This window comes from Beggiatoa alba B18LD (genome assembly GCF_000245015.1).
GTDB lineage: Bacteria > Pseudomonadota > Gammaproteobacteria > Beggiatoales > Beggiatoaceae > Beggiatoa > Beggiatoa alba.
Genome location: NZ_JH600070.1, coordinates 2,569,369 through 2,590,107 on the forward strand (window position 1 = coordinate 2,569,369; position 20,739 = coordinate 2,590,107).

The window sequence follows — 20,739 nt, forward strand, 5'->3', positions numbered from 1 at the left end:
AGTTTCACTTGGTAATGCCTACTCGCCAAGCTCTGCTTGGCTTGTACTTGAACGCTTCAATCTTAAGTTTGCTTGTATTCGGCAAGCGGAGCTTGCAAGGCAGGCATTACCAAGCAGAGCTTGGTAACGAGCAAAAAAACCCCTCGAATTCGAGGGGTTTAAAATTGGGATTATTGAGCTTTTCCCAGATGCCAAGATATTCTATTGTGTTACGATTTCTCATCCAATTACCAATAACAGCACTTGTATCTTCGGTCTTATATTTAGCAATATCAGTAAGTAATATGTAATCAGTATTGTTTATTTTAACGACAACAACATCTGTATTATTGACATTTATTTTTGTCATTTCATTACTCATTCATTCATTAGTTTAAGTGTTTTTACTTAGCACGCCTTTCAGATACTCTCTGATATTTAATTTAACCTGAGTTCGGCGAGTTTTATAAAATAAAACAGAGACCTGCTAGGTTTTAAAAACCTAGCAGGTCTGTCGGAACGTGCGAAAAGAGTTGAAGGACTGGCAGAGATTATTCTCTTGTTTTTCATCTGGATTCACCAGACAAGATTAAAACATTGTCTGAATCAGGATTTTCAGGATTAACAGAATTAAAAAGCATGATTCACCTTAATTTTTTGGTTTAAGGGTTTTAAATTCTGCTAATTCTGAAAATTCTGTGAATTCTGATTCAGACAAACGCTTGTCTTTTTAAAAGAATCTCGCCGAACTCAGGTTATATTTAAGGTTTATAACATAAAAGTATAAGAAACTCTCTTTCTTCTTTCGTTATACTTTACCTTTCACACCCATCAGTAAGAAAAGACTCAAATGACAGAGATTGTACGTTCAATTACCCCAAAAGACGCATGGCAATTGCTGGAGGATAATCCAAAAGCGATATTAATCGACGTGCGTTCAGAAATGGAATATTTATGGATAGGACATCCTAAAGGGGCTATTCATATTCCTTGGATTGATGAGCCTGATTGGATAGTCAATCCCCATTTTGCCGCAGAAGTACGTAAATTATTGTTAGGTGGCATTATCACTGACCATGAAGACAGTGCACATCCAATAGACAGCGTACCGTTGTTACTCATTTGTCGCAGTGGTAATCGTTCTTTAGAAGCGGGTAAAGAATTGGTTAAACATGGTTTTACAAACGTCTATAACGTCGTTGAAGGCTTTGAAGGCGCGTTAGACCATGAACACCACCGTGGCACGTTGGGCGGTTGGCGGTTTCATGGTTTACCGTGGGAACAGACTTAAAAACGAATTTTCCAACATTGGTGAATTTTCGGATTGCGGGCGTAATCAAACGGCAGGCTTGCAGTAGATACGTCCTCAATCTGTAAATCGGCTAAAGCATCCATGTCTAGCTTAAATTTTTGATAATTCGTGGAAAAAATCAGCAATCCTTGACGGGTTAAACAGTGCATTGCTGCACGGATTAAGGCGACGTGGTCGCGTTGCACATCTAAGGTATTTTCCATGCGTTTGGAATTGGAAAACGTCGGTGGGTCTAAAAAAATCAAATCATAACGGGGTAAGCGATAAGGGGAGCTGACAAGGCGTTGTGCTTCTTCCTCTAGCCATGTGAAACAATCCGCTTGTACAAAATGGTGGCGATGGTCACTGAAGCCATTGCGTGCCAGATTGCGCTTTGCCCAGTTTAAATAAACGTGTGACATGTCAACCGTTGTCGTTGTACTTGCGCCACCTAGCGCGGCATGTACAGTGGCTGAACCTGTGTAAGCAAACAGGTTTAAAAAGCGTTTGCCTTGTGCCATTTCATACAACCATTGCCGTGTCGTGCGATGGTCTAAAAATAAGCCTGTGTCTAAATAGTCGGTAAAATTGACTAATAACACGGCTTTGCCTTCGTGAACTTCGTAAAATTTTCCCGCTTCGTCGAATTTTTCATATTGCGCCCGCCCTTTTTGTTGGCGACGGACTTTAACAAATAAGTCAGCAAGGGGAATTTGTAACACCGCGCTACAGGCTTGTAAGGCTTCTTGAAAACGCGCTTCGGCTTTTTGTGGGTCTATGCTTTTCGGCGGAGCGTATTCTTGGATATGTATCCATTGCTCGTATTTATCGACGGCAATGGCGTATTCAGGCATATCCGCGTCATATAAGCGGTAACAATGAATATTTTCACGTTTTGCCCATGGGCTTAATTGCTTGATATTCTTCTGTAAGCGATTAGCAAACATACGGGCGTTATCAGATAAATCTTCTAAAGCAGTAAATTGTTTTGCAGGGCGAGCAGGGCTGGCATGTGTCCATGCATTGGATGCGGGTGCGGAAGCGTCTGCGGTTTGGGTGTAGCGCATAAACCAGTCGGGCGTGACTTGAAAGCGGAGGAATTTACATTCTATCGCGCCGTTATACAGGGTATAAATTTTTTCCGCACGGATACCGATTTGCTTTCCAAGTTCCGCATTGCCTGACAAAACGCCCGCGTGCCAGCCAACGAAATGATTGCGTAAGGTACTGCCTAAAAAGCTAAACAATTGACGAATTGATTCAAGTTCGCCCAAGCGTTCGCCATATGGCGGGTTAACGATGAATAAGCCTGTCGTTTGTTGCGGGTCGGTGGTTTGTGCGAGGGCACGCCGTTCAACATGAATTTTTCCATGCAAGCCTGCTTTTTCAATATTGCGAATGGCGACACGAATTGCAGTTGCATCGGCATCATAACCGACAATTGGCGGGAGTTTTTGTAATCCCATTTGTTTGCGTTCTTCTGCTTCGGCGGTTAAGTCTTTCCATACTTTTGGCACATGTTGCAACCAGCGGGAAAAGCCAAAGTAGTTGCGTAACAGTGCGGGGGCAATATCGCCCGCAATCCACGCGCCTTCTATTAAGAGCGTACCAGAGCCACACATTGGGTCGAGTAGCATACCGCCTGCTTGGGCGATGTCTTGCCATTTACTCCGCGCTAATAAGGCAGCGGCAAGATTTTCTTTTAACGGTGCAGTCACGCCTGTTTCTCGATAACCGCGTCGATGGAGGCTATCGCCTGATAAATCTAAGCTAATCGTGGCAGTGTCTTGATGCAGATAGGCGTTAATGCGTAAATCGGGCTGGTCTAGGGCGACATTGGGGCGGGTGTTATAGCGGTTGCGAAATTGGTCGACAATGGCATCTTTGACCCGTAACGCGCCGAAATGGGTATGGGTAATGGCTGAGTGTAAACTGGTGAAGTCGACCGCAATACTGCCAGCGGGGTCTAAATGTTCTGTCCAATCAATATCGAGCACGCCTTCATACAGCGCGTCAGCATCAGGGGCGGGAAAGGTGGCAAGCGGTAATAGGACACGGTTGGCAATGCGTGACCAGAGACAGACTTGATAGGCTTGGCGGAGTGTGCCTTGAAAGCTGACCCCCGCGCGGGTTGGTTTGACTTCTGAGAGCCCTAGCGCGTTGAGTTCATCGGCAAGTAAGGGTTCCATGCCTTTGGGAGAGGTGGCAAACAGGGAGAGTAAATCGGACATTATGGTTACGTATCTTTAGTAAAACAGCAGAGCAGGAGATTGGCGACTTTTAGCGCAAGTCTTCTTCTAACAATCGATAATCAATTGGGGTTTGGTCTCTCGCTAGGATGGGCACGACCCAGTAAAGCAATTGTTGGCGACGATAACCTGAAAATGAGATTGCGCGGGGTAGTTGTGGGCTTTCCAAGCCTAAGGTTGTCGGTGGCCATTGGTTAAACCATTGACCTTTGCGGTCAAGATACCGAAACCCGTCTGCTTGCCCTTGCCAGATAGCAACTTGCCAAGCAGGCTCATTCGGTTTATCTAATGCTTGATAGTATAACCCATATTGTTCATCGGTTTTGATGATTGTCCATGCAAATGGAGTCGGTACGCCTGCCTCGTTGTCTAAGCCTGCGATGGTTAGCCCCGAAAAACGTTCGCTATTCCCCTGAAAAACATAATTATTCTCTACATCTTTATAATCAGCTAACACATTGGTGACGGTGCTACGAAACCAATATTCTTGCAACGCACCGATGTGTAAATCGTCCAATTGTTCGACAAAACGTCCTTGTAATTGGGCTAAAAAACTTAAACCTTGCATCAATAAGACGCTGATAAAACTGCTGATTACTAAAACAACAAGCATTTCTAGTAGGGTAAATCCACGTAGTTTTAGGTGATGACCCATAGCAAGATAATCAGGGTAAAAAAGGAATAGGTCAGATAAACCCGTATATTGCCCGTTTGTAAGCGACTGACTAAACGAGCAATCCATAACACCGCCCGTCCTATCGGTTCATAAAGGACGTACCATGAATGGTCGGTTAAAGCGAGTTGGTAACGAATCGCTGTACTTTGTAATGTACTATTTTTTGTATCTTCTACACTTTCATCAATTCGCCATAAGGGTTTAAAAATTCGTCGCATGGGCATAGCAAAGGCGGTCGATGTGTATTGCATCCGTGCGCTGGGTTCGCTAAAACCACAATCCCAAGGATGGGTATAACGAGTTTGTTTGCGACCCCGTAAAAAGAGGTAAACCAAACCCCAAACGCCCATAATGGACAGCACGACTAAGGGCGCGGAGTAAGAGGCGACATGCGAGGCAATCGGCGTGAGCCACAGCCACCCCTCAGCAGAGGCACTGGGTAAACCAACTCCCAGTAAAGTTTGCGGAATGGTGTCGAGAAAATTAATCATGTTCGTGGGAAATATGCCTAATAGCAAACATAACACGGCTAAAAATCCTTGTCCGACCTTCATACCCCAACTGGTTTCGCGGGCGTGTTTAACATGGCGAGTACGTGGCTGTCCCAAAAAGGCTATGCCGTAGAGTTTGACAAAACAAGCGACTGATAACGCACTGGTTAGTGCCAACAGCGCAGCACTGAGCGGGATTAATGCCCGTAATACGCCACTTTCTAAACTCGGTGCTTGTAGTGCGGCTTGAAATAACAGCCATTCGGAGACAAAGCCGTTAAACGGTGGCAAGGCTGAAATGGATAAAACGCCAATCAGAAAGAAGAAACCTGTATAAGGTAAGCGTTTTAATAAACCGCCCATCCGTTCTAAATCCTTCTCATGGGTTGTGTGTAAAATCGCGCCCGCGCCCAAGAAGAGTAAACTTTTAAAAACGGCATGATTTAACGCATGATATAAGGCAGCAAGCAACGCCAGTGAACCAATCAGCGGGCGACCGACCGCAGTAAATAACAGGCTTAAGCCTAAAGCAATGCAAATAATGCCTATGTTTTCAATAGATGAATAAGCAAGCAGGCGTTTTACATCGTTTTGCATCAAGGCGTATAAAATCCCTAATACGGCTGAAATTGCACCAATGCTGAGTAAAACCACGCCCCAAGTCCAGTGCGGTTTATCAATTAAATCCACGCTAACACGGATTAAACCGTAAATGGCTACTTTTAACATCACCCCACTCATTAACGCGGAAATATGTGATGGCGCGACAGGATGCGCTTCAGGCAGCCAAGCATGTAACGGCACTAACCCCGCTTTCATCCCAAAGCCAATAAGAGCTAGGAAAAATAGCACACTGCCCCATGTGGTCGACAAACTAACCGCCCGCATTGCGTCAAAACTGGCATTACCACCTAAATAAGCAAATAAACTCAATGCGATGAGGATAAATAATGCACCGATATGCGCCATGAGCAAATAGAGAAAAGCTGCGCGACGATTGGCAGATTGTAAATGTTGATAGGCAACCAGAAAATAACTAGCGACGGACATAATTTCCCATGCAATCATGAAGAAAAATGCATCGTCTGCAATTAAAACTAATAACATGCCCGCAATGAATAAACCCGTGAATAAACCTAATACCGCTAAAGAATATTGCCCGTGTAAAAATTCACGCACATAACCCGGTGCATATAAGCTAATACTGGCGGTAATGATGCCGATAATCATGCAGAAAAAACCCGATAGCGGGTCTAGGCGCACATGCCATGCCAGCCAAGGCAAACCAAGAGGTAATTGCGTGGTTAAGGTGAGATTTTCCGCAACGACAATACCCCCACTCAGGGTAGCACTAACCCCCGCACACCCAAGCAGAGAAAACGAGACATAACGTAATAATACGGGGTAACGGTCAGCCAATAGAGAAACACCACTCGCCATTAAGGCACAGGCAATGGCTAAACCAATAAAGAATAATGCCAAAATAATCCCCCCTGAAATTAGACTTATACTTGACAAGCGGGTAAGGTGAAGTAAAACAAACTACCTTTACCTTTTTCGCTTTCTACACCCGCACTTTCCCCTAGCTTTTCAATAATTTGCTTCACAATTGATAAGCCAATCCCATGTCCATCAACGCGACTGGTTTGCAAGCGAGTAAACGGGGTAAATAAGCGGCTTTGCTCTGTAGCCGTTAAGCCTTCCCCACAATCACGCACCCAAAACCGTACCATTTGATTCGGCAACAAATCTGAACCTAAGGTTAAACGGGGCGGACTACCGCCATATTTTAAGCCGTTGCTCAAGTAATTAACCCATATTTCCTCTACCCATGGACTATAACCCCGCGCAACATGCCACGTTTTAGGGAGAATAATTTCACCATTAAATTGCTTGAGTAATTGCGATAAACGCCCTTGTATCATCGGCTGAACAATCTGTTGCATGTCTAACGGCGACAGCTCGACCTGTTTTTGATTAGAAACGCCCGCTAACAATAACAACGCATTAATGATATTCAACATCTTATCGCCAGCGCGTTCTATCACGCCTAAACGCTCTTGCACTTTCCCATCAACCACCGTTCCCGATGGCAACGCCTCATGTAATAAGCGCGTAATCATGATGATCCCATTTAAAGGATTTTTTAAATCATGCGCCACCATATGTGCAAAGGCATCTAACTCTTTATTCCGAATTTGCAACTCATGATTCTGCTCTTGAATCCGCTGTTGCTGCTGACACAAGCGCACATGCGCATTAATCCGTGCTAACACTTCCTCATGATGAATCGGCTTAGTAATATAATCCGCTGCACCGAGCTTAAATCCTTTTACTTTATCAACTGTATCCGTTAAGGCAGTCATAAAAATAATAGGAATTTCGCGAGTATCTTCACGGCTTTTTAACGTTTGACAAACCATGAAGCCATCCATACCAGGCATCATAACATCTAACAAAATCAAATCAGGATGAGCATGTTCTAATACTTGAATTGCCGCTTCGCCATCCTGTGCGACAAGCACCGTAAATCCTGCATTGCGCAAAAAAGCAAAGAGGACCGCGACGTTATCAGGCATGTCATCCACAATTAAAATGGTCACTGAATTAGTCATGCCATGTCCCTTAATCAATTGATGTTAAAATTTGTTCACACATAACAACTATTTTTTATGTTAAATCAGACACGCAGTGCATGACAAAAACAATCCTATTAAGCAGCACTTGCATGACAAAGCCATGTATTGAATAATGCACTTAATTCAAATTCTTACCAATTTAATTTAAAGTAACTTACTGCTTTTAATGCATTAAAAACGGATAAAATACAACTTAATGGCACATCATACCCTTAAAAATAGGGTAAAGATTTCAATGATTAAACCCGATGCGTTGATACTGACCTCAACCCCACAAACAACCGTATTTTTCCATATTTCACTATGAAAATTATTAAAATTATCGGTATTGCGAGTTTATTACTCACCCTAACACTCGTGCTTGCTATCCAACTGATAGACCCAAATGATTATAAAAGCACTATTATTACCCAAGTAAAACAAGCAACAGGTCGCACCCTACATATTGATGGTGACATCACCTTATCACTTTTTCCCCGCATTCGCCTGACACTTGGCAAAACATGGCTAGAAAATACCGAAGGCTTTACCCAAACTATTTTTATCCAAGTCGCACAAGCAGAAGCCCAGATACAAATTTTACCACTGTTCATCAAACAAGTGGTTTTAGAAAAGATTCAATTAGTCGATGTCCTTTTAAACTTAGAACGCAATGCCCAAGGGCAAGGAAATTGGGAAAATTTATTAATCACACACACGCAGACTGAAACAAATACCAACACAAACAGCAGTTTCAGTGTGACGCTACAAGATACCCGCTTACAACAAGCACAAATCCACTGGCAAGACGCACAAAATCAACAACAATACGATTTAACACAATTACAAATTGCTATTGGTACGTTTGACTACCCCCTTATCCAACAAACAACCCCCATACAAATTAGTACCACACTCCACGCACTCAATGTACAAACCCAACTAACACTAGAGACACAAGCACAACTCTACCCTCAACAACAACAATATCGTTTACAACCTGTTAATCTCAATCTCACCGCAACAGGTGATGCCATTCCAAATCATCAACAAAACTTACAACTTAGCACAGAACTTTTTATCGACCTTGCCCAAGAACAACTTAATATTGACACTTTACAGATTAAACTATTAGATAACATTACTTTACAACTGCAACTACAAACACAACAGCTTTTTAAACAACCCCAAATTAAAGGCAAAATTACCCTACAACCATTTTATTTAAAACCCGTTTTTCAACAACTGGGGCTGACAATTACCAGTGATAACCCCATTTTTACGCAAAACATTCAAGCCAGCGCGGAATTAGAAGCCATTCCCAACCAATTTATTCGTATTCAACAACTCCAATTTGCACTAGATACACAAAAACTTAATATTCCAAAAATTCAACTAGATACACAAAAACAACAACTCCAAATTCCAGAGATAACACTCCAACTATTCAATCTCGCCGCAACGGCAAATTTAGCAATTCAAGATTTACTCACACAACCCATTATCCACAGCGAATTAACGATTAAACCCTTTGAACTCAAAAAACTCTTACAAAGCCTAAACATCACACCGCCTGAATTGCCCTATTTACCGCTAAAAAACACCGCTTTCCATCTTACTGCACAAGGAGCTTTACAACAGCTTACCATCAATGCACAAAGCATTTTAGACGATAATAATCTAGCTATTCAAAATCTTAAGTTAAACCTTGATGACAACAGCGCGACACTAGAACAAGCTGTGGTTAATGCTTTAGGCTTACGACTGACGGCACAAGCACAAATAAAACAACTGAAGACCAACCCCAGTTTCACCAGCAATTTACAACTTGCCAACTTTAGCCCACGCGACCTATTAAAACGGCTAACGATTCCCCTTTACAACACCACCGATGCAACCGTGTTTAACAACGCAGATTTCAGCACACAAATACAAGGCGATTTGCAACAACTCCACGTAAACAATTTAAACGCACGTATCGACCAAAGCCGTTTACAAGGCACAATAGATATTCAAGCATGGCAACCCATCACAGGCGCATTTAATCTACAAATTGATAAATTGAATGTTGACCGTTATCTGAGCAAACCCAACACGGAAAAAACCAGCACCACGACAAGCACATTGCCAGAATTACCCTTAGACTTGATTCAATCCTTAGCCCTAAAAGGCATCATCAACATCGGTGAACTGACACAAGAAAATCTTACCCTAAAAAATACCAGTTTAAGCATTGAATAAAGTCTATCAACGCGAAGCATTAACCACGAATTCCCCCTAAAATCGTTTTAAAGACGATAACGATAAAGCATGGACATAGAAGAGACAGCCAAAACCAGCACACCTGACACATTGCCAGAAATGCCACTCGCAACGATTGCAGGCGCGCCTTTTATTGAACTGCCTGATGATTTATACATTCCGCCCGACGCGCTAAAAGTCTTTTTAGAACAATTTGAAGGCCCTTTAGATTTATTACTCTATTTAATTCAACATCAAAATATCAATATATTAGATATTCCCATCGCTGAAATTACGCGACAATATCTACAATTCATTGACTTAATGAAAGAATTTCAACTAGATTTAGCGGCTGAATACTTAGTGATGGCAGCGGTTTTAATGGAGATTAAATCACGCCTGCTTTTACCAGAACATCAAAACACCGCAGATGATGACCCTGCAAACGACCCACGCACAAAATTAGTCCAGCAACTTCAAGAGTATGCACGCTTTAAAAAAGCGGCTGAAACATTTGCGCGTATGCCACAAGTTGGACGTGATTTATTTCCTGTCAGCGTTGATACACCTGAAATTCCCTATGAAATTGTTATTCCTAATGTGCCTTGGTCAGCGTTATTACTGGCGATGAAAGATTTAATGGCGCGTGCGGCACTGTTTCGCTCACATCAAGTGATGCTCGAGCCACTCTCGGTGCGGGAACGAATGGGGGCAATACTTGCACGTTTAGAACAACAACAAATTGTTGCATTTATGACGCTTTTTACAGTGGAAGAAGGACGTGCAGGGGTTGTTGTCACCCTATTAGCCGTTTTAGAGCTGGCTAAAGAATCAATGATTTGTATCACGCAAAAGGATTTATTCAGTCCGATTCAAGTCGAGAAAAATCATGAAGGCGGGGAAGTTCGTTTTGATAATGTTGCAGATTATTAAATAAACAGAGACCTGCTAGGTTTTAAAAACCTAGCAGGTCTTTTTTTGTCTGAATCAGAATTCACAGAATTTTCAGAATTATAGTAAACGTACCACAAAGTGATTTAAATTTAACGCTAGTTCGGCGAGTGGCGAAAACCGTTTAGAATTTTTCAACTAAAAAATGTAGGGTGGAATAGCGTAGCGTATTCCACCATACGATTTATAATCTTTTTTTGCTCAGTTTTTGCAGAATTTCAAGGTGGAATACGCTACGCTATTCCACCCTACAACATTCAAGCTCTTGTCTTTTTAAAAGAATCTTGCCGTACTCGCGTTAATTAGACTCAATATGCTGTATTTCCTCAGGCGTTAATTGATACAACAAATACACTTTTTCATTTACAACTTGTTCGGTCTGCACTATCTCTGTTTTTAAAGCCAGCATATCCGCATGTAATTGTTTTAACATTTTAAAAATAGCTAAATCGGCTAAAACAACCTTTTTCTTTTCCAATTCAAGCGTTAATTGTTCAAAACTCAATTTCTCAGGATTTTGCAAAGCTTTTGAAAGCGACGACACTTTTAAAACAACAGTTACATAATCAGAAAAATCCGTTTTTAATTGGGTTAAACGCTGATTATCGTTTAAAAGTTTGCTGACTTTCTCAATAAAAAATGCTTCTGTGACAGAATCCGCACAATCAGGTAATGGGAAAGGTTCTATATATTTCGTGTTAAATCTAAAATACCCCCCCCGCAATTCTGTCCCTGTATTTTTAAGAAAAAACCATAAAAGCGATGAGTTTAAAATCCCTAAATAAAAAAGCTGATGGCTTTTATAGTCATCACTGATAACTAAACCATAACCGCCATTTTTAACGCAATATCCTGTGTTATCTACAGTAATTTGAATACCTAGCGTAATATCGGGTACAACTAATTTTGTCTTATCTATTAAATTTAGATTTTTAGGATAAATATATAAAAACCAGCCTTCTTTATCCATTTTGCCATTTTCACGACTTCTTAACGTGGTTTCATTTTCTTTCAAATAAACATAACCTTTAGGAAAATGCGTTTTAATATATTCCTCCGTCATCGCAGTTGCTTCATTGCCCGCTAATAAATAAGGAAAAATTACAAAATAACGATTTTGTAGATAACCGTAACGGCTAATGTCCTCACCTTTTAGTAAAGGTTTCAATAAAGCGCGTTCAATTGTCACTGTTTTATCTAAGGCTTTAGAAAAACCTGTAACAAAATCTCCTTGTTGCGCACCTTGAATTAAATAAATGTCGTCTGCACTGGTTGCAATTCCTTGAAATATTTTTGCAAAAACAGTTTTAACCGTTAAAGGTTGTTGTTTTAACTTATTGAGAATTTGCGCGGTTAAATCAGAGGTTAAATGCCATTTATCTTTAGATAAGGCTGAATAAGGCACTTTTTCAAATACTTCCGCTTGCAAATTTAAATAACTAATCGCTTGCGGTTTAAGATGTTTAAAAGCCAGTGAATCGTTATGATGCGATAAAGTAACAATACAAGTGTAAGTGCTTGCCTCTTCAAAAACAATTTCAGAACCAAAATGCAATAATTGTTCGACAGCTTGATATTTCACTAAAAAATCACGAATTCCTTCACCAAATTCAGAAATTAAAAATTTATGCGGTAGAATAAAACTTAATCGCCCTGTTGATTTTAATAAGCTAAAAGCCTTTTCCATAAACAACACATAAATATCATAATTTGCAGTTGCTGATTGATAGTTACTGACATAATAATGAGTTTCTTGCTCATAATTGGCTTTTAACCCTTGTAAACGCACATACGGCGGATTCCCAATAATGATATCGAATCCCCCTTTTGCGAAAACTTGCGGAAAAGCCGCTTGCCAATTAAAGGCTAATTCACCTGCAACCGCTTGAGAATCAATCAAAGAATTACCACAGCGAATATTATTATTTAACGCGGTTAATTTACGCTGAGGCTTTGCGGTTCTTAACCATAAAGAAAGTTTTGCAATTTCAACGCTTTCCTCGTTAATATCCACACCAAATAAATTATTTTCTAAAATAGAATTTTCTAAATCAAACACTATTGTAGAGCCTGTTAATTTCGCTTCTAACGAATTAAGCCATTGATGCTCATTGATTAAAAAACGTAATGCTTCATTTAAAAATGCGCCACTACCACACGCGGGGTCGAGAATGGTTAATGCAAATAACCATTGTTGATATTGATGCAGTTTATCTAATAAATCCTTAATTTCTGCATTATTTGCTTTATTCGCTTTTCTAAAAAAATAATCACTTTCTTCTAAATTTAATAAAAGTTTCTGTTCTCGACATAAAACGCCTAAGGTTTGATTCACAATGTATTGCGTAATATAGGGCGGTGTATAAAAAATACCGTCTTTTTTGCGTTTACTACTTTTCTTCGTTTTCTGCGCCAGAATATCGTTATCAAGTTGTTGTAACGATAATTCTTCAAGTTCTTTTAAACTGTGTTCAAAGATATGCCCTAAGATATTGACATCAATATCGCTTTCATAGTCGTACTGCAATAAAGCCTGACAGCCTTGAAATAAAACAGCATCATCAATTTGTAGCGTGTCTAATAACGCATCGGTTGCAAATAAACCGCCGTTATAGGCGAAAATCGGAAATTTCTCATTATTTAAGCCAATATCTAAATAATAAAAATATTTCTTAAAATAATCATACAAAGGCAATTTATCGACAAAAATATTCTTTTTATCCGCTTGCCATTGATTTAAAAGGCTTAAAACGGTATTCGCGGGAATTAGTAATTTATCTTCGGCAAACAGTAGAAATAGAAAACGGTCTAGGAGTTTTTGCGTTTTCTTAAATAGCAGGAGTTTATCTACAGTGGGATTGCAAGCAGTGAGACTTTGAAAAAGTTCTTTTCTAAAATTTGCATATTGTTGATAAAAAATCTTACTAATTTCTTCTTCTTGGATTAAAGATTCTGCTTTTAAATTTGCAGGCATATCCGTAAACAAATTTTCTTGCTGGAGCAATAGCCACAACAATTTAAAATCGGTTTCTGAAAGGGTGAATAAATCCCATTCGATAAATGTTAGTGCTGTATCAATATATAAACGGAGTTTTTCAAAATTAGAAATAATGACATAACGGCATTGTGTTTGATTATTTTTGTATTGAAAGGCTTGCGCTTCAATTTTATTTAAATCTTGTTGTTTTGTGCCTTTTAGTTCAATCACGGCAATCACGTGTTGATTTTTTAAAATCGCGCCGTCGGCTTTTTTGGTATTTTTTTGATTTTTAAATTCAGTTGTGAGTGTGTAATGAGGTTCAGGATTTAAGCGATAACCTAAAATTTGCACAAATAAGGCATTTAAGAAACCTTCTTGAAACTGTTCTTCTTTTGCCAAACGAATATTATTTTGCCGTTCTTTATCGTGAAAGTAGGCAGTAAATTGTTGATAGGCTTTTGTAATTCTTGTTGTATCTAATTGGTTTAGATAACGATTTAAAATGCTTTTTTGGAACATGTTGAAAACTTAATGGGTTAAGGGTGGTATGGTATATTAATCTCAATTCTGAGAGATTCAAAACTTAGCAGGTCTTTTTTTGTCTGAATCAGAATTCACAGAATTTTCAGAATTAACAGAATTAAAAAGCGTGATTCGCATTAATTTCTTGGTTTAAGGGGTTTAAATTCTGTTAATTCTGAAAATTCTGATTCAGACAATGTTTTAATTTTGTCTGGTGAATCCTGATGAAAAAAAAGAGAATAATCTCTGCCAGTCCTGAAATTAACTGATTACAACCAGTTCCCAATCAATAAAAATGCGGCCCAATAATAAGGGTGGCGATAATCTCTATATTGCTCATCGCTTAATAAGCGTTTTTGCGCCATTTGTAAGGCTTTGGCTTTAGACAATTTAGCTTGTTGCAATTGGGCGTAAAATTCTAATAACACTAAAGGGGTTGCTTCATCATCTACTTTCCACAATGTCGCTACCGCACTTTTTACCCCCGCTTTTAAAGCAACCCCCGCCAATCCTAACGCCGCACGGTCATCACTCAGTCCTGTTTCACAAGCACTGAGGGTTAATAGCTCTAATGGATTATCTTTGACACGGGCTAAAATCATTAACTCACTCAAACGATTTAAATTTAATTTCTCTTCGTAACTCAAGACAAAGGTTTTATGTACGTTACTACTGAATTGTCCATGCGAGGCAATATGCACAATGGAGAAATCGCCCAAATTAAGAATTTGACTTAATTTAGGATAAATAAAGTCTTTATTTAATAATAAAGTTGCATCAGGATAAGTTTGCTTTAAAGTTTCTACTTCATAGCGTGCACAGGGTAACGCAGAAAAGTTTTGCACAGATTCAGATAAACCGCTGAGTAACATTTTATAGTTCTTATGCGGTGGCGTTGAGGCATTCAAGCATAGACTGGGGGTTATTGCGAGCGCGAAACGTTCAATTAAATAATGCTGACCATCATGTAGCGCGGCAAAAGGCACTGTCCGCAACAATCCTTCTGGGATAATCACTAATGTTTCAATATCTTGTAATTGCGGTAAAAAAGGGTTAATCAGCCAATCATAAAGCTGTTGTGCGTGCGTAAAAAAATTCTGGTTAGGCAATAAAATAGGTGTATCTGGGTGAGTGTGGCGTAATGGATTGCATTGCACGGTTTCTAGGTCTGGCTGAGTCGCACGGGTGCGACGCTCTGCACTGGGCTGGTCACGCAGTGGACTAGAGAAGCCTAAAATACTATTTTTCAATGTTTTTTCATCAACCGCAATGGTTGCTTGATGAATGCCTGTTGCAGTAGTGAGTAAGAGTTCTAAACGTTCTGGCAAAGGGATTAAGTACAAAATGGCAGTATGTGCATCAATCAATTGGTCAGCCGAGGTACATTCAGCATGTTGCGTAATACAATTGTCTTGATAATAATCTTGTAACTCAAAATTTTTATAAGTTTCTACGGCTTGGCGTGCTTCGCTTAAATAATATTGTTGTTGCTGTCCTGTGCTTTGTTTGGCTTGCTGTAACAATAAATCAGCCAATTCAAAGTAAACCGTTGCGACTTGGGCGCGAATATTTTCCGTAATTGCACAATAGCCTTTAGTAGCAATTTGTTGTTGAATCGGTGTAAAGGTATTAATGGCTTGACGATAAACGGCAATGGCTTCAGGTAAATTATTTTGTTGGCGGAGCAGTTGCCCTAATCGCCACAACCATTTATAAATTAAAGTTTTTTCCTGTGTTGTTTGCGCATGAAAAACCGCTTGCCGTATCAATTGCGTTGCATCTTCATATTGTCCAACGGCTTGATAAAGTTCGCCTAAACTGCCTTGTGCATAAGATTGTGCTTGTGCATTCAATGGGTTAGACATTTGTTGTGCTTGATAAAGCAGTTGATAGGCTTGTTGATAAAGGCGCGGACGTTGCGGGGCGGTTGTTGGTAAAGTTTCAAACAGAGATTGTGCTAATTTACCTAACGTAATCTTTGCAAAGACTTCGCTATAAATATCTGTCCAATCATGTACATTTGGGAGAGCTTGTTCTAAGGCTTGTATGCTACTTGCAAATTGCGTTTCTTTAAGTTCATCACTGATTACATTGTCTTTATCGAGTAAAAACTGTCGCTGTGCTTGATTGATTAGAATTTTTGCTTTGATTTCATTCGTTAATGGATTATTAGGATACTGATTTAATACCGCCACTGCTTCTGCATAGGTTTTTAATGCAGTTTCATAATCTAAATTCATACTGGCAATATTCGCCGTTTGATTTAACACTTCTGCTAATAACAGCGAATCCGTATATTGACGAGCAAGTTCTAAGGCTTGTTCATTGTAAAGTTCCGCTTTGCCAATCGCTTCTTTATCTTTTGCAGAATATAGCTTACTAAATTCATTATAAAATTTTATTTTTAGTGGAATATCATCTAATTCACTCAGCGGGGTAATTGTATTATCTAGTAAGTTAGTTGCTTGCTGATATCCGCCTAATTGACGATAGGCTTTTGCAATTTGCAGGGTTATTTCGATAAATTCGTGTTTATTTGTGGTGGTTAAAGCGAGTTGCCATTGTCGAATCGCGGTTTCATAGTCTCCTTGTTGGTAAGCCTGTTGTCCTGCATTTAAAGGGCTGAATGTAATTGTGAAAAGAAGTAAGAAGGTAAACATAGGCAATGACTCATCGGTAATTGATGGCAATCTAAATTTTACTCGTTACCAAGCTCTGCTTCGTAACGAGCAATCAACTGTTTTATTTATGAAATATCGCCGAGATCAGGTTAAATTTAAATCGTTTTATAGTGCGTTTACTATATATCAAAATTTTCACCTAGAAAAATGAAACGACTTGTATATTGATATGATACAGTGTACTTTTATATAAAATTTTATATAAATATGAGCGATGACAATGCTCATATTTAACTTATATATAGTTAGTTACAGAGAAAGTAATTATCATGGCACTAATATTTTACGATAGCCCATTTCATGTCACGCATGATGAAGAAACCGCGAACAAAATGGTCATAAAAATGGACTTGTCCATCATGCTCATGGACTTAATTGAAAAGCAAAAGTGGACACAAGCCGAAGCGGCTGAAAAATTGGGCGTGAAGCAATCTCGCATATCAGATTTAATGAACTCAAAAATTGAAAAGTTCACTATCGATGCAATGTTCGATATGTTGGATAAGTTGGGTTTTAAAGTTAGTTGGTCTATGCCATCGCAACAGAAGGCTACGATGGTCATCAAAAAAGCGAAACAGCCTGCTAAGATTTAATTTCCTCTTAATTCTGCCAATAAGTCTTTTAAGCATTGTTCTGCAACTTTCATAGCCTGCCTATCAACACCATTGGTGGTTTTGGTGAAGGCATGTAACACGATGACCGAATCCAAATATTTTGTTACATAAACGCAGCGATAAGCAGGACGACCATTCTTTTTTAATTCAATCACGCCCTGCCCCACGCTGTCTAGGTATTTGATAGGCAGTACAGGTGCTTGACCAAATTGAATTTTTCTTAAATCCTTGCCGAATTCATCTTGAATTTCTGCGGGCAAATCTTTGTATTCTTTTTCAGCCGCATCACTGACAAATGCAAATTTTTTGCTCATTTTAAACCTTCTCGACGAGAGAGTTGTTTTCTCTTAACTTTATGTAAAACAACCTGAGTTCTGCGAGTTTCTGTTAAAAAGACAAGCGTTTGTCTGAATCAAGATTAGCAGGATTTAAAAGAGTCATTCACGTTAGTTTTTTTGTTTGAGGGATTTAAATCCTATCAATCTATCTTGACTCAAACAATGTTTTAATCTTGTTTGGTCAACCCTTTTTGCGTGTTCCGACAGACCTGCTAGGTTTTGAAAACCTAGCAGGTCTTTTTTTGTCTGAATCAGAATTCACAGAATTTTCAGAATTAGCAGAATTAAAAACAATTAAAAACATAATTTTTTTATTCTTTTAATTTTCCTGTTTTTTTAATTCTGAAAATTGCTCGTTACAAAGCTCTGCTTGGTAATGCCTGCCTTGCAAGCTCCGCTTGCCGAATACAAGCAAACTTAAGATTGAAGCGTTCAAGTACAAGCCAAGCAGAGCTTGGCGAGTAGGCATTACCAAGTGAAACTTGGTAACGAGCAAATGCTTATTTTTTAAACAATCTCGCCGAACTCAGGTTATGACGCTAAAACGATTTATAACCCACTCAAATATGGCGCGTCCGCATCTTTTGCGGATAAAGTTGGTTTACTGATAGGCCATAGAATGCCAATTTCAGGGTCATCCCAGCGTAAACTGCCTTCATCTTCGGGATGGTAGTAGTCCGTGCATTTGTAGTGAAAATCAGCAGTGTCGGAAAGGACGCAAAAGCCGTGCGCAAAGCCTGCGGGGACGTAAAATTGATGGTGATTGTCAGCGGTTAAAATCGCGCCTACCCATTTTTTATAGGTGGGAGAGTCTTTGCGAATATCGACAGCGACATCAAAAACAATGCCTTTGGTGACGTAAACGAGTTTACCTTGTGGGTGTTTGCGTTGAAAATGTAGCCCACGTAAGACGTTTTTAGCTGAATGGGAGTGATTATCTTGGACAAAACGCACGTTTAAACCTGCGTCGATGTAGCGTTGTTCGTTGTAACTTTCTAAAAAAAAGCCGCGTTCATCGCCAAAAACACGCGGTTCTATCAGTAACACTTCTGGGATAGCGGTCGGAGTGACTTTCATAATTAGGCAATTTCGTGTTGTAGGATGAAATTTAAATATTGTCCGTAACTGCTCTTACTCAGGGGTTTTGCGAGTTCGGCGAGTTGTTCCGCACTGATATAGCCTTTACGCCATGCGATTTCTTCAGGACAGGCGATTTTTAAGCCTTGACGTTTTTCTAGGGTTTGTACGAAGGTTGCTGCTTCTAGCAGTGATTCGTGTGTGCCTGTATCTAGCCATGCCATGCCCCGTCCGAAACGTTCCACTTTTAGGCATTTCCGTTGTAAATAGAGGTTGTTGACATCGGTAATTTCTAATTCTCCACGTGGGGAGGGCTTGAGATTTTTAGCGATGTCGACAACTTGGTTGTCGTAAAAATATAGACCTGTGACGGCATAGCGGGATTTAGGTTGTTTGGGCTTTTCTTCTAGGCTGATGGCGTTGCCTTGTTTGTCAAATTCAACCACGCCGTAGCGTTCGGGGTCGTGGACGGGGTAGGCAAACACGGTCGCACCTTGGTTATTGGTCGCGGCATTGGCAATTTGTTTTTGAAAATCGTGTCCGTAAAAAATGTTATCGCCTAATACGAGCGCACAGCTATCTTGTCCAATAAAGTCTTTGCCGATAATAAAGGCTTGTGCAAGCCCATCGGGTGAGGGTTGCACGGCGTAACGGATTTGAATCCCCCATTGTGTGCCATCGCTTAGTAGTTGTTCAAAGCGGGGTGTGTCTTGGGGGGTGGATATCAGTAGTATGTCACGGATGCCCGCTAGCATGAGGGTGGTTAGCGGGTAATAAACCATCGGTTTGTCGTAAATGGGGAGGAGCTGTTTAGAGACAGCTTGGGTAATGGGGTGTAAGCGTGTACCAGACCCGCCCGCGAGAATAATACCTTTCATCATCTTTGTTATGTCTTCTGTTGCGGTATGAAATACGCGCATTTTAGCAGATTTAACCAAGTCCTAGGCGTTCACCACGATAGCTTCCGTCGCGGACTCGTTGCCACCAATTAGGATTGTCTAAGTACCATTGCACGGTTTTGCGTAGTCCTGTTTCAAAGGTTTCTTCAGGTATCCAGCCCAGTTCGTTTTTAATTTTGTTGGCATCAATGGCGTAGCGCAGGTCGTGACCTGGTCTGTCGGTAACGTATTTAATCAGTTGTTTATGGGGTTTATGCGGGGAATTGGGGCGTAATTCGTCTAGTAAGTCGCAAATCATGTGAACAACGTCGATATTTTTTTGTTCGTTATGTCCGCCAATGTTGTAGGTTTCGCCGATTTTGCCCTCGGTAAGGACGAGGCAGAGGGCGCGTGCGTGGTCGTCAACATAGAGCCAGTCGCGGATGTTTTCGCCTTTGCCGTAAACGGGTAGGGCTTTGCCTTCTAGGGCATTGAGTATCATTAAGGGGATGAGTTTTTCAGGGAATTGATACGCGCCGTAGTTGTTGGAGCAGTTGGTTGTCACGACGGGCAAGCCGTAGGTGTGATGCCATGCTCGCACGAGCATATCGGAGGAGGCTTTGCTGGCGGAATAGGGGGAATTGGGTTGATAGGCGGTGGTTTCGGTAAATAAACCGTCTGTGCCTAAACTGCCATAAACTTCGTCGGTGGAAACGTGGTGAAAGCGAAAATGGGCTTTTTTCTCGCTGTCTAGGCTTAACCAGTATTGGCGGGTGGCTTCTAGTAGGCTGTAAGTGCCAACAATATTGGTTTGAATAAAATCAGCAGGACCATCAATCGAGCGGTCAACATGGGATTCTGCGGCAAGGTGCATAATGGCATCGGGTTGATAGTCCATTAGCAGGGTTTGTACGCTGGTTTTATCGCCAATGTCTAGTTGTGCAAAGCGATAGCGGGGATTATTTGCAACGCTGGTGAGTGACTCTAAATTGCCTGCGTAGGTGAGTTTATCAAGGTTTAAAACAGCGTGTTGGGTGTTTTGAATCAGATGACGAATAACCGCAGAGCCGATGAAGCCTGCACCGCCTGTTATGATGAGTTTCATGTATTTGCCTTGTGATTGGGGCGCAACCAGCCAGCCATCAACCCTTAA

15 protein-coding genes are annotated in these 20,739 nt (G+C 40.5%); 4 read left to right on the plus strand and 11 right to left on the minus strand.

What is annotated here, in order from left to right:
- Positions 1-106 precede the first annotated feature (106 nt).
- A complete protein-coding gene (locus BEGALDRAFT_RS10565; RefSeq protein ID WP_332306383.1) occupies positions 107-361 on the minus strand; it encodes a KilA-N domain-containing protein in 255 nt (84 codons plus the stop codon).
- A 468-nt stretch (positions 362-829) separates the two neighbouring features.
- Between BEGALDRAFT_RS10565 and BEGALDRAFT_RS10570 the strand changes: the two genes are divergently transcribed.
- Entirely contained in the window at positions 830-1,270 is a 441-nt protein-coding gene (locus tag BEGALDRAFT_RS10570; RefSeq protein ID WP_002689870.1) for a rhodanese-like domain-containing protein, read from the plus strand.
- On the opposite strand, the gene rlmKL is transcribed toward BEGALDRAFT_RS10570, so the two are convergent.
- The 4 genes from rlmKL to BEGALDRAFT_RS10590 are packed head-to-tail and all read right to left on the minus strand — an operon-like array spanning position 1,267 to position 7,301.
- Positions 1,267-3,501, minus strand: a complete 2,235-nt coding sequence (rlmKL, locus tag BEGALDRAFT_RS10575; RefSeq protein ID WP_002689872.1) for a bifunctional 23S rRNA (guanine(2069)-N(7))-methyltransferase RlmK/23S rRNA (guanine(2445)-N(2))-methyltransferase RlmL — start codon at positions 3,499-3,501, stop codon at positions 1,267-1,269. The genes BEGALDRAFT_RS10570 and rlmKL overlap by 4 nt on opposite strands.
- Positions 3,502-3,550: 49 nt before the next feature.
- Complete coding sequence (locus BEGALDRAFT_RS10580; RefSeq protein WP_002689874.1) at positions 3,551-4,174, minus strand: PulJ/GspJ family protein; 624 nt, start codon at positions 4,172-4,174, stop codon at positions 3,551-3,553.
- On the minus strand, positions 4,159-6,168 hold the full coding sequence (gene hyfB, locus BEGALDRAFT_RS10585) for a hydrogenase 4 subunit B (RefSeq protein WP_002689876.1): 2,010 nt from the start codon (positions 6,166-6,168) through the stop codon (positions 4,159-4,161). The genes BEGALDRAFT_RS10580 and hyfB overlap by 16 nt, the downstream gene beginning before the upstream one ends.
- 23 nt (positions 6,169-6,191) lie before the next feature.
- Positions 6,192-7,301 carry an ATP-binding response regulator gene (locus tag BEGALDRAFT_RS10590; RefSeq protein ID WP_002689877.1) on the minus strand — a complete coding sequence of 370 codons (1,110 nt, stop codon included), beginning with the start codon at positions 7,299-7,301 and terminating at the stop codon, positions 6,192-6,194.
- A 327-nt stretch (positions 7,302-7,628) separates the two neighbouring features.
- Between BEGALDRAFT_RS10590 and BEGALDRAFT_RS10595 the strand changes: the two genes are divergently transcribed.
- Together BEGALDRAFT_RS10595 and BEGALDRAFT_RS10600 are read left to right on the plus strand one after the other, a co-directional pair.
- Positions 7,629-9,545 (plus strand): AsmA family protein, encoded by a 1,917-nt coding sequence (locus BEGALDRAFT_RS10595; RefSeq protein ID WP_002689878.1) that lies wholly within the window; start codon positions 7,629-7,631, stop codon positions 9,543-9,545.
- Positions 9,546-9,614: 69 nt separating this feature from the next.
- Positions 9,615-10,478: a segregation and condensation protein A gene (locus BEGALDRAFT_RS10600; protein ID WP_002689880.1), complete on the plus strand. Its 864-nt coding sequence runs from the start codon at positions 9,615-9,617 to the stop codon at positions 10,476-10,478.
- 316 nt (positions 10,479-10,794) lie between these two features.
- On the opposite strand, the gene BEGALDRAFT_RS10605 is transcribed toward BEGALDRAFT_RS10600, so the two are convergent.
- Both BEGALDRAFT_RS10605 and BEGALDRAFT_RS10610 read right to left on the minus strand, forming a co-directional pair.
- Positions 10,795-13,995 (minus strand): Eco57I restriction-modification methylase domain-containing protein, encoded by a 3,201-nt coding sequence (locus BEGALDRAFT_RS10605; RefSeq protein ID WP_002689882.1) that lies wholly within the window; start codon positions 13,993-13,995, stop codon positions 10,795-10,797.
- Positions 13,996-14,267: 272 nt separating this feature from the next.
- Positions 14,268-16,658, minus strand: coding sequence for a CHAT domain-containing protein (locus tag BEGALDRAFT_RS10610; RefSeq protein ID WP_002689884.1), 2,391 nt, complete (start codon positions 16,656-16,658; stop codon positions 14,268-14,270).
- 290 nt (positions 16,659-16,948) lie between these two features.
- Here BEGALDRAFT_RS10610 and BEGALDRAFT_RS10615 point away from each other — a divergent pair, with 290 nt between their 5' ends.
- Positions 16,949-17,272 (plus strand): helix-turn-helix domain-containing protein, encoded by a 324-nt coding sequence (locus BEGALDRAFT_RS10615; protein WP_002689886.1) that lies wholly within the window; start codon positions 16,949-16,951, stop codon positions 17,270-17,272.
- Here the strand turns inward: BEGALDRAFT_RS10615 and BEGALDRAFT_RS10620 are convergent.
- The 4 genes from BEGALDRAFT_RS10620 to rfbB form a co-directional block, all read right to left on the minus strand.
- Positions 17,269-17,607: a type II toxin-antitoxin system RelE/ParE family toxin gene (locus BEGALDRAFT_RS10620; RefSeq protein ID WP_002689888.1), complete on the minus strand. Its 339-nt coding sequence runs from the start codon at positions 17,605-17,607 to the stop codon at positions 17,269-17,271. The genes BEGALDRAFT_RS10615 and BEGALDRAFT_RS10620 overlap by 4 nt on opposite strands.
- 573 nt (positions 17,608-18,180) lie before the next feature.
- Positions 18,181-18,708, minus strand: a complete 528-nt coding sequence (rfbC, locus tag BEGALDRAFT_RS10625; protein ID WP_002689890.1) for a dTDP-4-dehydrorhamnose 3,5-epimerase — start codon at positions 18,706-18,708, stop codon at positions 18,181-18,183.
- Positions 18,709-18,710: 2 nt separating this feature from the next.
- Positions 18,711-19,586, minus strand: a complete 876-nt coding sequence (gene rfbA, locus BEGALDRAFT_RS10630; protein WP_040295519.1) for a glucose-1-phosphate thymidylyltransferase RfbA — start codon at positions 19,584-19,586, stop codon at positions 18,711-18,713.
- A gap of 52 nt (positions 19,587-19,638) precedes the next feature.
- Positions 19,639-20,691 (minus strand): dTDP-glucose 4,6-dehydratase, encoded by a 1,053-nt coding sequence (rfbB, locus tag BEGALDRAFT_RS10635; protein ID WP_040295520.1) that lies wholly within the window; start codon positions 20,689-20,691, stop codon positions 19,639-19,641.
- Between the last annotated feature and the right edge of the window lie 48 nt (positions 20,692-20,739).

Excerpts from the sequence above, each read along its gene's own strand:
- BEGALDRAFT_RS10565 (WP_332306383.1), bottom strand. The coding sequence starts at position 361 with ATGAGTAATGAAATGACAAAAATAAATGTCAATAATACAGATGTTGTT.
- BEGALDRAFT_RS10620 (WP_002689888.1), bottom strand. The coding sequence starts at position 17,607 with ATGAGCAAAAAATTTGCATTTGTCAGTGATGCGGCTGAAAAAGAATAC.
- BEGALDRAFT_RS10600 (WP_002689880.1), top strand. The coding sequence starts at position 9,615 with ATGGACATAGAAGAGACAGCCAAAACCAGCACACCTGACACATTGCCA.
- BEGALDRAFT_RS10610 (WP_002689884.1), bottom strand. The coding sequence starts at position 16,658 with ATGTTTACCTTCTTACTTCTTTTCACAATTACATTCAGCCCTTTAAAT.
- rfbB (WP_040295520.1), bottom strand. The coding sequence starts at position 20,691 with ATGAAACTCATCATAACAGGCGGTGCAGGCTTCATCGGCTCTGCGGTT.
- rlmKL (WP_002689872.1), bottom strand. The coding sequence starts at position 3,501 with ATGTCCGATTTACTCTCCCTGTTTGCCACCTCTCCCAAAGGCATGGAA.
- rfbA (WP_040295519.1), bottom strand. The coding sequence starts at position 19,586 with ATGAAAGGTATTATTCTCGCGGGCGGGTCTGGTACACGCTTACACCCC.
- rfbC (WP_002689890.1), bottom strand. The coding sequence starts at position 18,708 with ATGAAAGTCACTCCGACCGCTATCCCAGAAGTGTTACTGATAGAACCG.
- BEGALDRAFT_RS10570 (WP_002689870.1), top strand. The coding sequence starts at position 830 with ATGACAGAGATTGTACGTTCAATTACCCCAAAAGACGCATGGCAATTG.
- BEGALDRAFT_RS10595 (WP_002689878.1), top strand. The coding sequence starts at position 7,629 with ATGAAAATTATTAAAATTATCGGTATTGCGAGTTTATTACTCACCCTA.
- BEGALDRAFT_RS10605 (WP_002689882.1), bottom strand. The coding sequence starts at position 13,995 with ATGTTCCAAAAAAGCATTTTAAATCGTTATCTAAACCAATTAGATACA.
- BEGALDRAFT_RS10580 (WP_002689874.1), bottom strand. The coding sequence starts at position 4,174 with ATGGGTCATCACCTAAAACTACGTGGATTTACCCTACTAGAAATGCTT.
- BEGALDRAFT_RS10590 (WP_002689877.1), bottom strand. The coding sequence starts at position 7,301 with ATGACTAATTCAGTGACCATTTTAATTGTGGATGACATGCCTGATAAC.
- BEGALDRAFT_RS10615 (WP_002689886.1), top strand. The coding sequence starts at position 16,949 with ATGGCACTAATATTTTACGATAGCCCATTTCATGTCACGCATGATGAA.